The sequence below is a fragment of the Pseudomonas sp. Pf153 genome, assembly GCF_001269775.1.
Classification (GTDB): domain Bacteria; phylum Pseudomonadota; class Gammaproteobacteria; order Pseudomonadales; family Pseudomonadaceae; genus Aquipseudomonas; species Aquipseudomonas uvaldensis.
The window spans coordinates 35,646-52,096 of record NZ_LHVL01000008.1; the positions used below are offsets into that span (position 1 = coordinate 35,646).

Sequence of the window (16,451 nt, forward strand, 5' to 3'; positions counted from 1 at the left end):
CCTCAGGATCGCCTGGCCTACATGTTCGAAGACAGCGGCATCGGATTGCTGCTCACCCAGCGTCATCTGCTTGACCAACTGCCTGTGCCGACGGGTTTGCTCAGTCTGGTGCTGGATCAGCCGGGCGACTGGCTGGCCGGGTGCAGCGACGCCAATCCCGAGGTCGCCGTGCAAGGCGAAAACCTGGCCTACGTGATCTACACCTCCGGTTCCACTGGCAAGCCCAAGGGCGCCGGCAACCGCCATTCGGCCCTGGTCAACCGGTTGTGCTGGATGCAGGACGCCTACCGGCTGGACGCAGGCGACAGTGTGCTGCAAAAGACTCCCTTCAGCTTCGACGTATCGGTCTGGGAGTTCTTCTGGCCGTTGCTGACCGGCGCCACGTTGGTAATGGCGCCTCCAGGGGCTCATCGCGATCCGCAGCAGTTGATCGAGCTGATCACCGCGCAGCGGATCACCACCTTGCACTTCGTGCCGTCGATGTTGCAGGTATTCATGCAGGATCCGGCGGTCGGTCGTTGCCAGAGCCTGAAGCGGATTATTTGCAGCGGCGAAGCGCTGCCGGTGGATGCCCAACTGCAAGTGTTCGCCAAACTGCCGGCTGCCGGCCTGTACAACCTGTACGGCCCCACCGAAGCCGCCATCGACGTGACCCATTGGACCTGCGTCGATGAAGGTCGGGACGCGGTGCCGATCGGCCAGCCGATCGCCAACCTGGGCACGTTTATCCTCGACCACGACCTGTCGCCAGTGCCCGTGGGCGTGACGGGCGAGTTGTACCTGGGCGGTGAAGGCCTGGCGCGCGGCTACCATCGTCGCCCGTCGCTGACGGCCGAGCGATTCGTCACCAGCCCGTTCGGCGACGGTGCGCGGTTGTACCGGACCGGCGACCTGGCGCGCTATCGCGCAGATGGCGTCATCGAGTACGCCGGGCGCATGGACCATCAAGTGAAAATCCGTGGCTTGCGCATCGAGCTGGGGGAGATCGAAGCGCGCCTGACCGAGCATGACGAGGTCCGTGAAAGCGTGGTCATCGCCCAGGACGGCACGCTGCTGGTGGGCTATGTGGTGCCGCAGTCGCCAGCGTGGCTGGGCGGCGACGGCACTGTCAGCCAAGAGCTGGAGCAGGCGTTGAAGGCCCACTTGAGCCAGCATTTGCCCGACTACATGGTTCCGCAGCACTGGTTCGTGCTGGAGCGCATGCCGGTCAGCCCTAACGGCAAGTTGGAGCGCAAGGCCCTGCCGCGCTTCGATGCCAGCCAGGCGCAGCCAGGCTTCGCGATGCCGGAGGGCGAACTGGAGCAACGGATCGCCACTGTCTGGCAAGAAGTGCTGGACGTGGAGCAGGTCGGGCGCCACGACCATTTCTTCGAGCGCGGCGGTCATTCGCTGCTGGCGACCCAGGCGGTCTCCCGCCTGCGCAAGCTGACCGGCTATCCGCTGAGCCTGCGTGATGTGTTCGACCATCCGCAGCTCAAGGCGCTGGCGGCCCTGATGGCTGGCGCCGTAGAGGGGCCGGTGCGGGCCGGGGACTCCAACGGAATCCGGCTGGTGGCCCACGGACCGCGGCGTTCGGCGCCGCTGTCGTTGGTACAGCGACGGCTGTGGATCGCCGAACAGTTGTCCGGCGGCACCTCGGCGTACGGCATGCCCATGGCGTTGCGCCTGTGCGGCGAATTGTCGGTGGCGCGTCTGTTGGACAGCTTCGCCGAAGTGGTCCGTCGCCACGATGTGCTACGCACCGCGTACACCCAGGACGACGAAGGAGATCCGGTGGCGTTGATTGCCGATGAGGTCCGACTGGACTTCCCGGTGATCGACCTGTCCGGCCTTTCCCCCAGCGCCCAGCGCGAGCGGGTGGCCCAGGCGACATTGGAAAACGCGCGCATGCCGATCGACCTGGAGCAGGCACCGCTGCTGCGTGGGCGAATCCTGCACTTGGGACCGACCGAGCATGTGTTGCTGTTCGCCATGCATCACATCATCTCCGATGGCTGGTCCATGGGTCTGTTGATCAACGAACTGGTGCAGGCCTACGAGGCGTCCCTCAAGGGCGAACCGATGCCGCTGCCGCCCCTGGAGGTTCAGTACCAGGACTTTGCGTTGTGGCAACAGGCGCTGGAAGAACAAGGCGTATTGGCGCGCCAGGCCGAGTACTGGAAACAGCGGCTCAGTGGCTACGAGGGGCGTTTGAGCCTGCCGCTTGACAGCCCGCGTGGCCAGGCCGCGTCCTATGACGGCGATGCGCTGCAATTCCAACTGTCCACGACCTTGAGCGAGGCCTTGCGCCGGTTGTCGGGCGCGGCTGGCGTCACCTTGTACAGCACGTTGCTGGCCTCCTTCCAGGTACTGTTGCATCGCGTCTGCGGTGCGCAGGACGTGGTAATCGGGGTGGACGTGGCCGGTCGTGAGCGACCCGAGCTGGAGCGCCTGATCGGCTTCTTCGTCAACGTGTTGCCGCTGCGTTCTCGCCTTGCCGCCGACGCCACGTTCGCACGGTTCCTGGGGCAGACCCAGGATGACCTGCTTGGCGCTCTGGAGCATCAGGATGTGCCATTCGATCAGATCGTCGACGTGTCCGGGGTCCCCCGCCACAAAGGCATGAACCCGTTGCTCCAGGTGTTGTTCGTGATGAACAACGTGCCGGTGCGCACCCGCTCCATGGCGGGGCTGAGCGTAGAGTTCCTGCCTGCGCTTGAGACCCATTCTAAATTCGACATGGCGCTGTTCGTTGACGAAGAAGAAGGGCAATTGCGCGGTAATTGGCAATTCGCCACAACCTTGTTCGGACACGAGCGCATTCAGTACCTGATCCAGGCCTGGACGGCCCTGTTGGAACAGATCGTCGCTGATCAGGACATTCAATTGGGAGCTATCAGCATGCCAGTCGACAACTTGGCGGCAGCCGTCAAGCCTGCCACCGTCCCGGGGCCCAAGGCCGATAAACTGGGCAAGTTTCTTAAACGCTCCGTGACACCGCTGGCCAAGGCCCGCCCGGCACGGGTGCGTGAATCGCTGGTGGCGGCGCCGCAGCGATTCCCGTTGATGCTGGAGCCGGCAGAGCCCCATCTGGATGTCATCGAGTGGATCCAGCAGAACCGGCCGTTGATCGAGCAGAAGCTGGCCGAGCATGCCGGCATTCTCTTCCGCGGTTTCGAGCTGGATGGCATCCAGGGCTTCGAAGCATTCGCCGAAGCCATACAGCCGGGCCTTTACGGTCAGTACGGCGACCTGCCCAAGAAGGAAGGGGGCAAGAACACCTACCGCTCCACGCCTTACCCGGAGCGCAAGATGATCCTGTTCCATAACGAGAGCTCCCATCAGGACCGCTGGCCACGCAAGCAGATGTTCTATTGCGAGCAGGCAGCGCCGGTGGGAGGTGCGACCCCGGTGGTGGATTGCCGGTTGATGTACGAAAAACTGCCGGCCGACCTTCGCGAGAAATTCGAGGACAAGGGCCTGCTCTACGTGCGCACCTTCACCGACAAGCTCGACGTGTCGTGGCAGCACTTCTTCAAGACCGAAGACCGCAGCGAAGTCGAGGCCCGTTGCCGGGCCGGCGGCATCCAATGGCGCTGGCTCGACAACGACGAATTGCAGACCCGCACGCCGGGGCCCGCGATCATCACGCACCCGATCACCGGTGAGAAGTCGTTCTTCAACCAGGTGCAGTTGCATCACATCTACTGGCTGGACCCGGACGTGCGGGAGGACCTGCTGTCGATGTACGGCCTGGAGCGGATGCCCCGGCATGTCTACTACGGCGACGGCACACCGATCGAAGACGAGGTGATGGAGCGCATTGGCCAGTTGTACGAAGCCTGCGCGGTGCGTTTCGACTGGCGCAAAGGCGATGTGATCCTGCTGGACAACATGCTGGTGGCCCATGCCCGCGATCCGTTCGAAGGTCCCCGCAAGATCGTGGTTGCCATGGGCGACATGTACGACCGCAGCAGCCTGGAACATCCGCCGGCCGCTATGCAAACCGCCCAGGGCGCATTGAATACCGAGGAAGTCGGAGCATGAACGAGGTCATGATGGACGCACAGGATCCGGGTTTCGCCCTGACACCCGAGCAACAACGGGTACTGGAGCAGTTGTCGAACACGGCGACTTGTGGCGAGGCATTGCGCTGGTTGAAGGTGGGCATCGAGGGCGATCTCGATCCGCAGCGCTTGCAGGTTGCGTTGGATGCCTTGGTGGCGCAGCAGCCAATGTTGCTGGCGCGTCTGGTCAAGGTCGCCGGTTTCCACGGTTGGCGTCAGGTCGCCGCTACTGCCGGGCGCTTCCCGCTGGCGATACAGGCTGGCGAGCAACGGGTCGAGGACGTCCAGGTGCAGATCGAGGAATCGATGGGCCGTGCCTTCGTGGTCGGTGAATCGGAAGGCGTCCAGGCCGTACTCCATCGCCTGGCGCCCCAGCGATGGCAACTGGTGTTGGGCATCGCTCGCCACAGTGCCGATGCACAAACCTTGAACCTGCTGCTTGAGCAAATCCAACAGGCCTATGCCGCGGCCCAGGCAACGGATGACGAGCTGCCCGGCGAGTTTGCCCAGTACCTGGAATGGCGCAGTGAAGTGGTGCTCGATGAAGACGCTGCCGCTGCGCGGACCTACTGGCAACAACATCTGCAAGGCGTGCAGGCGGATATCGCCACGCCATGGCTGGCTGAACGCGGTGCCAGTGCAGAGGCGGGGGTTGCCGACACGCGGGTATCGCTGGCACTGGCGCCTGCTCAGGGTGACGCTTTGCAGCGTTTGGCCGAGCAGCTCGGCCAGCCGTTGGCCACGCTGTTACAAGGCGCGTGGTGGCTTCTGCTGGGCCGTTTGAGCGGTCTGGAACAGGCCCTGGTGGGCGTGCGCCATGACAGCCGCGAGGACTATGAGTATTTCGCCCATGCCCTGGGTATGTTCGAGAAAACCTTACCGTTGTGGCTTTCGTTGCCTGCCACCGCGCCGTTCGATGAGTGGTTGGGAGCGCTGGCGGCGCGCCTCGAAGAACATCGCACCTGGCAGGAGTACTGGGCGCCGGAACTGTCGCCCGGCGCAGCGCGGCCGGCCTATGGCTTTACCGTGGAACAGGCTATTCCCGCCGGGCACATGGGCGGCTTGAACTGGGTCGCATCGGAGTGTACCGAGGGCCAGGCCGATGCGTTCGAGCTGCTGCTGCAGGTTCAATTGCACGCTGATCAGCGGCTTGCCGCCATCGATCTGTGTTACGCCGGTTCGCATTATTCGCCAGCCTCGGCCAATGCCCTGCTTGAACAGTACGGCGTGCTGCTGGCCTCGATCCTGGCGGCACCGCGGACGGCACTGGCCCAGCTCAGTCTGCTGGGGGCCACCGAGGAACAGCGCCTGCGGGCGATCAACCCGACGATGCAGGCGTTGGCGGATAACCGTTACCTGCCGCAGCGCATCGCCGATCTGGCGATCCGAACGCCCGATGCCATCGCCCTGAGCGATGCCCATGGGCAATTGAGCTATCAACAATTGCAAGCCCGGGTCGAGTCTGTAGCGCGAGGCCTGAAGGCGCGGGGGCTGGAGGCCGGTTCGATTGTCGCCCTGGCCCTGCCGCGCTCGGCGGACCTGGTGATTGCGATGCTGGCGAGCTGGCGCTTGGGGGCGGCGTATCTGCCGCTGGATGCGCAGTGGCCCCAGGCGCGCCAGGCGTTGATGCTGGAACAGGCCGGCGCGACGGTGTTGCTGACCGATGCGACGCGTCTGCCGACCTGGCAAGAACAATCGTACATGGCGCTGACCCTGGCTGAGCTCGGCCAGTCGACGGTGCCGTTGCCCGCACTTGCCACTCGGGGCAACGACATCGCTTATGTGTTGTTTACCTCCGGCTCGACCGGCGTGCCCAAAGGGGTGGTGATCGAGCATCGGCAATTGCTCAACTACACCGCCCAGGCCAGCCAGGCGTTGGGGCTCGAGCAGTGCAGGAGCGTCGCTTTCAGCTCCACCGTAGCGGCGGACCTGGGCAACACGACCTTGTTCGGTGCGCTGTTCAACGGTGCGGCATTGCATGTGGCCAGCGATGAGCAGATGCAGGACGGCGCGTTGTTCGCCGAGTACCTGCGACACCACGCCATCGACTGCCTGAAAATCGTGCCGTCGCACCTGGCAGCGCTGCTCGACAGTGAGCGGGCGGTCCTGCCGCGGACCGTGATTCTGGGTGGCGAACCGATTGCGGCTACGTTGGTCGAGCGCATCGCACGGGTGCGTGGCGATTGCCGGGTGTTCAACCACTACGGGCCGACCGAGGCCACGGTGGGCGTGATGATCCATCCGTTATCGCTGGACGGCGCCGCCGACGATTGTTCGGCGCTCAGCCAAGTGCTGGGCAATAACCAGGTGTACGTGCTGGACGCCGACCTGCGCCTGGCGCCGGTGGGCCTGCTGGGCGAGTTGTACCTGGGCGGCGCGCAGCTGTGCCGGGGGTATCTGAACGCCGAAGCCGACGGGCAAGCATTCATCCAGAGTCCCTTCGATCCGGCGCAGCGGCTGTATCGCACCGGTGACCTGGCGCGTTATCGGGCGGACGGTGCGATACAGCTGCACGGCCGGCGCGATCAGCAGATCAAGGTGCGCGGGTTCCGTATTGAACTGGCGGAAATCGAGGCCGAGCTGCTGCGCCTGCCAGGGGTGGCCGAAGCGCAGGTGTTGCCGGCCGCGTCGACCGAACAGGGGCTGCTGGCCTTTGTGGTGGCGCAGTCGGGGCCGTCGGCGGGTTTGCTGGACGCCGTGCGTGCCGGCCTGAGCGCGCGCCTGCCCAGTGTGATGGTGCCGGCACACCTGCAACTGATCGAGCAATTTCCACGGTTGGCCAACGGCAAGATTGATCGCAAGGCGTTGCAACAGTTGGCCGGTGCAACGGCGAATGACGAAGACGCCGCGCCACGGGATGCGCTGGAGCAACTGCTTGCCACGCGCATGGCGCAATTGCTGGGGCTTGAAAGTCTGGGCATCGACCGCGACTTCTTCGCCGCCGGAGGGCATTCATTGCTGGTGATCAAGCTGGTGGCCGGCATTCGCAAGTTATTGCAGTGCGACATTCATCCGGGGCTGGTCTTCGATCATCCGACGGTGGCGTCGCTGGCGTCGGCCATGCGGGCGTTGGAAAGCAGCCCGGGACAATTGGAAAAAATGGCCCAGGTGCGCTTGCGCATGGAGGCGATGAGTCCCGAGGAAAAGGCCCGCCTGACCGAACAGGCTCGGCTACAACACTCCACTCGGGTCGCGCAAGGCACCTGACCCGACAGGATCGCAAAGCAGGGAAAAAGGCCGTCGCCTCACCGCGTCGGCCTTTTTTTAAATTTTGTTACGTGAATGATAAATAAACTCATTCCGGTTTTCTCCAGGTGCTGCGTCTTACTAACGTGTGTAGGCAAATCGGGTCGGGCAGGGCAGCCCAGGCAGCGGATTTGTCCAGCAGGAAAATTGCCGTCGTCCAGCCGGATGACCGCGCCCGGGGAGGGGCCGGTCAGCGCGCACTGATCCATTGCCAAAGGCAGTCGGCAGGGCGGGTTCACGGGTACTGGCGAGCGGTGGGCCCTCCGGCCCCATGACCTTTCACTTCTACCAATAATAGAGAGCACGATGTCATCCATTCATGAGTTGAAACCTCTGTTCAAGGCACTCGTCATGTCCCGCGGCCTGCGTTCGCGTCGGATGTTGGCCGGTCTGGGGTTGGTTTGCGTACTGCCACTGAGCGCCCAGGTGATGGCGGAAGACGTCAGCATCGACATTCCCGCGCAATCGCTGCCCAAGGCGTTGCAGGCGTTCGGCCAGCAGACCAATCAGCAGGTGATCTACAACGCCGACGATATGGCGGGCCTGAAAAGCAACCGCGTCAGCGGCAAGATGAGCCCGCAGGCGGCCATTGCCGAATTGCTCAAGGGCACGGGCGTGAGCTACAGCGTGGAGGGCAGCACGTTGATGCTGGTGCGGGGTTCCTCGGCGGGAGGCCTGGAGCTGGGGGCGACCACAGTGAAGGCGACAGCACCGGACGCGACGACCGAAGGCAGTCAATCCTACACCAGCAACGCCGTGACCATTGGCAAGGGCACCCACACCCTCAAGGAAATCCCCCAGTCGGTCACCGTGATGACGCGTAAGCAGATGGACGACCAGAACCTGGTCGATCTCAAGGACGCCGTCAACCAGACCACCGGCATCGTTGGCCTGCAGGGCGTTGGCCAGGGCATGATCCTGTCGTCGCGCGGTTTTCAGATCGACGATTGGCAGTACGACGGCGTACCGATCCCGCGCAACACCTATTCGTTGGGCAACTGGGCGACCCAGGATCTGATCTTCTTCGACCGTCTGGAGATCCTGCGCGGCGCTTCCGGCCTGCTGCAAGGCACGGGCAGCCCCGGCGGTGCCGTCAACCTGGTACGCAAGCGTGGCCAGAGCGCCCCGACCGTGACCCTGACCGGCAAGGCCGGCTCCTGGGACCACTATGGCCTGCAACTGGACGCTGGCGGCCCCTTGAACGAGGCCGGCACTATCCGCGGTCGTATCGTCGCCGACGAAGACCAGAGCAATTCCTTTATCGATCATGCATGGAACAAGACCCACTCGCTGTACGGCGCGCTGGACATCGACCTGAGCGAGGCCACCACCCTGGGCCTGGCGGTCAGCCGGTCCGAGGGCGAATCCCGCGGCAACATCCGCGGCCTGCCACGCTACGCCGACGGCTCGATGCCGGACGTGTCGCGTTCGACCTACACCGGCGCGCGCTGGAACCGCTCCGACATCAACGTCACCACCACCTATGCCGATCTGGAGCACCGCTTCAACGAAGACTGGGCGTTCAAGGTGGGCGCCGTACACATGACCGAGGACAACCAGGCGAAAAACCAGCGAGTCCAGCGTGGCGGTGGTCTGTTGCCTGATGGCAGCGGTGTGCAATATGCCGACTTCGTGACCGATTTCCAGTCCGAGAAGTCCGGTCTGGACATGAACCTGACCGGCAAATTCGAAGCCCTGTCGATGCAGCAGGAAGTCATGCTGGGCGGCAACTACTCTCAGTTGGAGACCGATGACAAATACGCCCGTACCTTCAACAACACCAACGACTCCATTTTCGATCTGGACAATGACCGTCCGGACATCAGCTATGACAGCCTGATCAATGCGGGTGGCTTGGGCGTCCTCAGCAAGTACGATGTCCGCCAGAAAGGCCTGTACGGCACCTGGCGTGTCAAGCCGGTGGATGACCTGACGCTGATCCTGGGTTCCCGGGTCAGCTGGTACGACTTCAGCTACAAGTCGAAAAACGAAAGGTCAACCGGGATCACACGCAACGACCCCAGCACCGCAACTGAAACCGGAGTGGTTACACCGTACGCCGGTATCGTCTATGACCTGAGCCGTGAATGGGCGGTATACGCCAGCTACACCGATGTGTTCCAGCCTCAAACCAACCTCGATTCCAGCGGTTCGGTACTCAAGCCCATCGTGGGCACCAACTATGAAGTCGGGCTCAAGGGTGAGTTGATGGATGGTCGGGTCAACACGTCCCTGGCGGTCTTCCGCTATGACCATGAGAACCGTGCGCTCCCGATCCCCGGCTGTACAGGATTCAACTGCTCCACTGCCTCGGGAAAAGTGCGGAGCCAGGGTATCGATGCCGAAATCAGCGGTGAAGTGATCGACAACCTGGAGTTGTTCGCGGGCTATACCTACAACACCACCAAGCACCTGAACGATCCAGACAAAGAAGGCAAAGTGTTCAGTAGCTGGACGCCGAAACACATGCTGCGCATGTGGGGGAACTATAAGTTCACTGGCGATTGGAATCGCGTCAGTGCGGGGTTGGGCTTCACTACCCAAAGTCACACGCTGGGTTATCTCGCAGACTATGAAGTCCCCGGCTATACCGTATGGAACGCCCGCGTCGGTTACCAGCTGACATCGGAGATCGATCTGGCGGTCAACTTCAATAACCTGTTCGACAAAACGTACATTGCGCCCGGTTACAATGAGCTCAACGGCAACAACAACTTCGGTGATCCGCGCAATATGATGTTCACCGTGAAGTACACCCCGCAGTTCTGATCCCATCAATAAAAAACCGACCCGCCTGAGTGCGGGTCGGTTTTTTTATGGCTGAAGGGTTGGTGGGCAAAGCGCTGTGGCGATCCCGCCTTATGGGCTGACGGTACTGCCCATGAAGGTCTCGACCAGCGAGTCCAGCAAGGCGTCATCGAAGATCATGCTACGGTGGCGCAACGGCGAGTGCACCGAACCGTTCAGCTCACCGGTCAGGCTGTGCGCCTGGATCAGGGCTTCGCAGAAGGCCAGTTCTTCCGGAGTTTTTTCCGCCTGCGTCCACCAGCAACTTTGTGGGAGCAGAGCTTGCTCGCGATAGCGGTAGACCAGCCGACACAGTTGTAGACTGACCCGCCCCAATCGCGAGCAAGCTTTGCTCCCACAGATTTTGCGCCATTAGATCCTTAACTGACCGGCATTACCCGCCTGTGCAGGTCGGTTTTTTTATGGCTGAAGGGTTAGGGGGCAAAGCGCTGTGGCGATCCCGCCTTATGGGCTGACGGTACTGCCCATGAAGGTCTCGACCAGCGAGTCCAGCAAGGCGTCATCGAAGATCATGCTACGGTGGCGCAACGGCGAGTGCACCGAACCGTTCAGCTCACCGGTCAGGCTGTGCGCCTGGATCAGGGCTTCGCAGAAGGCCAGTTCTTCCGGAGTTTTTTCCGCCTGCGTCCACCAGCAGCTGGGACGGACCCGCACCGGCTTGAGGGTGTACCCATCGAAAGCTTCCAGCAAACGATCATGCACCGAGAACGCCTGGGCGTTCATGACCTCTTCCTTGACGCTTTGCACCACCGACAGCAAATCGCTGCGGCCTGGCTCGATCTGGCTGGCGGCCCAGTCATGGAAGGCCTTGGCCGTGCTCTCGGGATGTTCACGCCGATACGCCGCCGTGCGCTCCGTAAGTGTCGGAAACAGCAGGTCGAAATACTCGATGGCCTCGATCAGATCCTGGGACGCCAGGTCGGTTTTTTCCTGGCCGGGCAAATGCCGATGACGCGGCAACGCTTCAGGGTACAGGTGCTCAGGGATCGTGCTGTCCACCAGGCCCAGGAAACCGACGGTATGGCCCTGGCTTTCCAGCATCGCGGCGATGTCCAGGGCAATCGTGCCGCCCAGGGACCAGCCCATCAGGTAGTACGGGCCTTGGGGCTGGGCCTTGACGATTTCCCGGCTGTAGTAGGCAATCATCTCGCCCCAGGCCTCGGGCCCCACATGGGGTTCGCTGAAGCCGCGGTGCATGACGCCGAAGGTGCGCGCCCGATTCTGCAGTTTGCGCGCCAGGGGTTGGTAGCAGAACACGATGCCGCCGCTGGGGTGCAGGCAGAACAACTGGGGCGCGCTGGCGGGGGCGCTGTTCAAGGCGACCAGGCACTGGGCTTGCTCGCGATGCTTCTGCGAGATGAACAGGGCCAGTTCGGCGATGCTCGGATGGCTCAGCAACTCCTGCAGACGCACCGTGATATCCAGGCGTGCCTTGAGGCTGGCGATCAGCTCGATTGCCAGGATCGAATGTCCGCCCAGCTCGAAGAAGCTGTCGTCGATGCCCACGCGCTCGACCCTGAGGGATTGCTGCCAAAGCTGCGCCAGGGCCTGTTCCAACTGGGTGCGAGGCGCCACGTAGCGCGATTGGCCGAGGTTGGCGTCGGGCTCCGGCAAGGCCTTGCGGTCGAGCTTGCCATTGGCATTGAGGGGGAACCGGTCGATGAACAGCAGGTGGCTGGGCACCATGTAGTCCGGCATTTGCGCCTTGAGCGCGGCCAACAGGCTTTCGCGCAGTTCCGGGGTGGGCTGCGCGGCAATCACATAGGCGACCAGTTGCAGGCCGCCGGGGCCGTCATGGGTCAGCACGACGGCATCCTGCACCGGCGGCAGCGTTTGCAGGCGCGCCTGGATTTCGCCCAATTCGATGCGGAAGCCGCGGATCTTGACCTGATGATCCAGACGCCCGATGTATTCGATGCTGCCGTCGGCACGGTAGCGGGCGAGGTCGCCGGTGCGGTACAGGCGTCCACCCGGCAGCGGATCGAAGGGGTCGGGAATGAAGCGGCTGGCGGTCAGGTCAGCGCGCCCGTGATAACCACGGGCCAGGCCGGCCCGACCGACATAGAGCTCACCGGTGCAGCCTTTGGGGACAAGGTTCAGGTGAGCGTCGAGCAAATACCAGGACAGGTCGACAATGGGCTCGCCAATAGGGCTCGCGGCCTCGCTGTCCAGGTCTTGCATCGACAGCGGTCGCCAGGTGACATGGACGGTGGTTTCCGTGATGCCATACATGTTGATCAGCTGTGGCGTCCGGTCACCGAAGCGTTCGAACCAGGGGCGCAGGCTCTGCACATCGATGGCTTCACCGCCGAAGATCACCTGCCGCAGATGCTGGTCAAGGGGCTGCCGTGACGCACAGGCGACCTGCGACAACGACTTGAACGCCGACGGTGTCTGGTTCAGCACGGTGACACGTTCGTGGCACAACAGGGCATGAAAATCTTCCGGCGAACGGCTCACGACATGGGGCACGACGACCAGCCGGCCGCCATGCAACAGCGCGCCGAAGATCTCCCACACGGAAAAGTCGAAGGCGTAGGAGTGGAACAGGCACCAGACGTCCCGGTGGTCGAAACTGAACCAGCGGTCCGTGGCCTGGAACAGACGGGTGACGTTGTGATGCGCCAGCAACGCGCCTTTGGGCTGGCCGGTGGAGCCTGAGGTGTAGATCACGTAGGCCAGGTTATCCGGGTGCACCGGCACATCCGGGTTGTGCTCGGGACATCCGTCATCGACGTCCTGCGGATCCAGCGACAGACAGACCGTACCGGCGGGCAACGCCAACGAATCACGCAGATGCGCCTGGGTCAGGACCTGCGTGATGCCGCTGTCCTGGATCATGTAGGCCAGGCGATCGGAAGGATACGCCGGGTCCAGCGGCACGTAGGCGCCGCCCGCCTTGAGAATCGCCAGCAGGCCGACGATCATTTGGGGTGTCCGTTCTGCGGCGATCCCCACCAGTACATCGGGCCCGACCCCTTCGGCGATCAGCCGATGGGCCAAGCGGTTGGCCTGCCGGTTGAGGTCGGCATAGCTCAGGTGTTGCCCTTCGAAGGTCAAGGCAATCGCGTCGCCCGTGGTGGCCGCGTGGCTTTCGATCAGGTGGTGCAGGCATCGCTCGCGGGGCAGTTGGGTCGGTTGCCGGTTCCAGTCGTCCAGGATCTGTTGGCGCTCCCGGGAACTCAGCAGTTGCAGTTCGCCCAATGCACATTGCGGGGTGTCGATCAGGCCCTGCAACAGGTTTTGCCAGTGCTCGGCCATGCGCTCGATGGTCGCCGTCCGGTAGAGATCACGGCTGTATTCGAACGTCGCCAGTAATTGCTGCGGTGAATAATCGATATCCAGCGACAAGTCGAATTTGGCCTGATTGTCGCCGGTGGGCAGAAATTCCATCGCCAGTCCATCCTGGATCGACATCGATGTCGTGGGCGTACCGGTGCGCCAGTTGAACAGGACCTGGAACAGCGGGTTGGAACTCTGTGTGCCGGGGCGTTGCAATTGGTCGATGATCAGTTCCAGCGGGTAGTCGGCATGTTCAAGCGCCGCCAGGGATTGCACGCGCAGGTCGCGAAGAAAATCCAACACGGTGCGCGTCGAATCGAGCTGCGCCCGATAGACTTGGCTGCTGACGAAAAAACCCACCAGCTCCTGGCTTTCAGGGCTGTTGCGGTTGGCGTTGGGGACGCCGACGGTGAAATCGTTCTGGTTGGCGTACCGGCCCAGCAACAGTTGCCAGGCGCCTAGCGCCACCACGAACGGCGTGAGCCCCTGGCGTCGGCAAAACGTCTCCAGGGCCTGGGCCAGGGCCGGTGCAAGTGTCACCTGGACGCGTCCGGCCATGTGCTGCTGGCTCGCGGCGCGAGCGAAATCCTGAGGCAATTCGAGAACGGGCAGGTCATGGCCCAGGCACTGGCGCCAGTAGTCGCCGCTGCGCTGGCAGGCCGTGCTCTGCAGGTATTCGCCTCGTTGGTGGGCTGCGTAATCGGCGTATTGCAGGGGCAAGGCCGGCAACGGTGAAGCGTCGCCGAGCAGGGCGCGGGCGTAGGCCTGGGTCAGGTCCTGCATGAGAATCGTGTTGGACCAGGCGTCGGAGACGATGTGATGCATGTTCAGCAGCAATACATGTTCAGCGCTGTCCAGTCGCAGCAGCGTTGCTCGCATCAGTGGCGCATGGCTGAGGTCGAAGGGTTGCCGGGCGTGCTGCTCGATGCGCTGGGCGAGCTCGATGGTCCGTGCCTGGTGGCCGAGCGCGCCGAGGTCATCGCGCTGCAGGACCAGCTTGGCGTTGCGTTCGACCACCTGGGCCGCCGCGCCATCGATTTCGGTAATCGCGGTGCGCAGGATGTCGTGGCGGTCAATGACGCGGTTGAGCGCCTGTTCCAGGGCATCGGCATCGAGCTCGCCCGTCAGGCGCAGGGCCCTTGGCAAGTTGTAGGCCGAACGGGTCGGGTCACGCTGGTGCTCCAGCCACAGGCGTTGCTGGGCAAAGGACAAGGGCGCGCGGTCCAGGCGGGGCCCTTCGGGCATGCCATCCTCGGCCTCATCGAGCAGTAGCGTCAGCAGATCATCATCTAGCAGTTCGTTCATGGTGTTCTCGCGGTAGACAGCATTGCGTCGGGACGGCTCAGGCAAAAGCCTGCGGGGCCTTTTCACTGATGACCCGACCGGCCTGCATCCGGACCAGTTGATCGGCGATATCGAAGTAACGGTCATCGTGGGAAATGACGATGATGGTTTTGCCCAGCGCCTTGAGTTCCGGCAGCAGTTGCGTATAGAAAACCCGGCGGAACACCGGGTCCTGGTCGGCGGCCCATTCGTCGAAGACCAGCACCGGGCGGCCTTCCAGCCAGGCGTTGAGCAGGGCCAGGCGCTTGCGCTGACCGGTGGACAGGTCGGTGGTGCTGAACAGGCCGTCGTGGATGCTGACCTTGTGGGCGATTTCCAGGCGCTCCAGGTAGCGGTTGGCTTCTTCAGGCACCTGCTGGTCGCCCTGGACCAGTTCGTCGAACAGGTAGTAGTCGGCAAAAATGGTCGTGAACAACTGGCGATAATCGTCCCGTTGGGCGGCGGTTACCGGTTGGCCATCGAGCAGGATATCGCCACGTTGTGGGGGATAGAGCCCCAGCAGAAGCTTGATCAGCGTGGTCTTGCCGCCGCCGTTTTCGCCGACGATGAAGACGATATCGCCCTGGGCGATGGTCAGGTTGATCGGCCCGAGAGTGAAGGGTTGGCTGCCGTCGACCGCCGGGAAGGCGTAATGCACATCGCGCAGCTCGAGCTGCTGGATCGTCGGGCTGGGACTGTTCCTGTCATCGAGCAACAGGTGCGACTCGGGGGAGGAAAACTGCTCGGCCAGTTCGGCGATGCGCTTGAAGGCGATGTTGGCCCGGCTGATGACCGGCAAAGTCATCACCAGGTATTCCAGCGGGCCCTTCATGTACAGCAGCACCAGCACGAAGCCGCTGAGCACCGCCTTGTCGGTGCCCAGCCACAGCGATTGCAGGGCCAGGACCAGGCCGATGACCACGAAGAACAGCATCGAACCGAAGGTCTTGGCGACCACGAAGGTATTGACCGAACGGATGTTGGTCGCGCAGATGTCATCGGCGGTCGCTTCGATGCGCTGGCTGAACATGCGCTGGCGGCGGGGACGGTGGATGCGCAGTTCCTTGGCACCGGCGGCGATGGCGCTGTAGTGCTTTTGCAGGGCGTCTTCCGCCTCGCGGGCCGCTTCGAAGCCCCTGATGCCCCGGGCCCGGGCCACGTACTGGATGACGGTGCCGATCACCAGCGCCACCAGCAGCACCGCGAACATCGGCAGTGACAGGTAGGCCAGGTAGGCCAGGCAACCGAGGGTGACGGTGAAGGCGATGGCCAGCGGTGCGAAGGAAAACGCGAAGTTGCTGACCATGTTGACGTCATGGGTCAACACCGGGATGAGTCGATGGCTGCGAAAGCGTTCGATCTGCTCGATGGGGGCCAGCAAGACTTTCTTGCCCAGGGATTTACGCAAGCTGGCGATGATGTTCTGGCCGACATGGTTGGTGCCGATGTCCGACAGAATCGAGGTCAGCAGCGCCGCCGCGCAGAGGCCCACGAACGTTGCCAGCACCTGCGGCGTGGGCTTGGTCGCGGCATTCAAGGCGTCGTTGATGGTGGCGAGCAGGGCGGTGATGCTCAGGCCACCCAGCATGCCGAGCAGAATCGACGCCACCACAATGAGCCGGAAAGGCTTGAGCAGGCTGAGCACTTCACGCAGGGCTCCGCGGGAGTTCGAGGTCATGGGGGATTCCCTTTTAGGGCCGGTGATGGCCGTGGTTCAAGGCGTTGGCGCGAGGCGGGAAAAATGCA

6 protein-coding genes (1 of these 6 only partly in view) are annotated in these 16,451 nt (G+C 63.1%); 3 read left to right on the forward strand and 3 right to left on the reverse strand.

All coding sequences use genetic code 11. The annotated features are described in order from the left end of the window. The 3 genes from AD666_RS03190 to AD666_RS03200 form a co-directional block, all read left to right on the forward strand. On the forward strand, positions 1 to 4,026 hold the final stretch of the coding sequence (locus AD666_RS03190) for a non-ribosomal peptide synthase/polyketide synthase (protein ID WP_053147488.1). Its footprint begins 9,513 nt before the window's first position; only the last 4,026 of its 13,539 coding nucleotides appear in the window; the start codon falls outside the window, past its left edge; it ends in the stop codon at positions 4,024 to 4,026. After that, a complete protein-coding gene (locus AD666_RS03195) occupies positions 4,023 to 7,253 on the forward strand; it encodes an amino acid adenylation domain-containing protein (RefSeq protein WP_053147490.1) in 3,231 nt (1,076 codons plus the stop codon). The genes AD666_RS03190 and AD666_RS03195 overlap by 4 nt, the downstream gene beginning before the upstream one ends. A 345-nt stretch (positions 7,254 to 7,598) precedes the next feature. Continuing rightward, entirely contained in the window at positions 7,599 to 10,061 is a 2,463-nt protein-coding gene (locus AD666_RS03200; RefSeq protein WP_053147492.1) for a TonB-dependent receptor, read from the forward strand. Between the two features lie 90 nt (positions 10,062 to 10,151). Here AD666_RS03200 and AD666_RS03205 read toward each other — a convergent pair whose 3' ends face one another. The 3 genes from AD666_RS03205 to AD666_RS03215 form a co-directional block, all read right to left on the reverse strand. Next, complete coding sequence (locus AD666_RS03205; protein WP_053147494.1) at positions 10,152 to 10,415, reverse strand: hypothetical protein; 264 nt, start codon at positions 10,413 to 10,415, stop codon at positions 10,152 to 10,154. 129 nt (positions 10,416 to 10,544) lie between these two features. After that, positions 10,545 to 14,687, reverse strand: coding sequence for a non-ribosomal peptide synthetase (locus AD666_RS03210; protein ID WP_053147496.1), 4,143 nt, complete (start codon positions 14,685 to 14,687; stop codon positions 10,545 to 10,547). A gap of 37 nt (positions 14,688 to 14,724) precedes the next feature. Further along, positions 14,725 to 16,383 carry a cyclic peptide export ABC transporter gene (locus AD666_RS03215; RefSeq protein ID WP_053147497.1) on the reverse strand — a complete coding sequence of 553 codons (1,659 nt, stop codon included), beginning with the start codon at positions 16,381 to 16,383 and terminating at the stop codon, positions 14,725 to 14,727. Between the last annotated feature and the right edge of the window lie 68 nt (positions 16,384 to 16,451).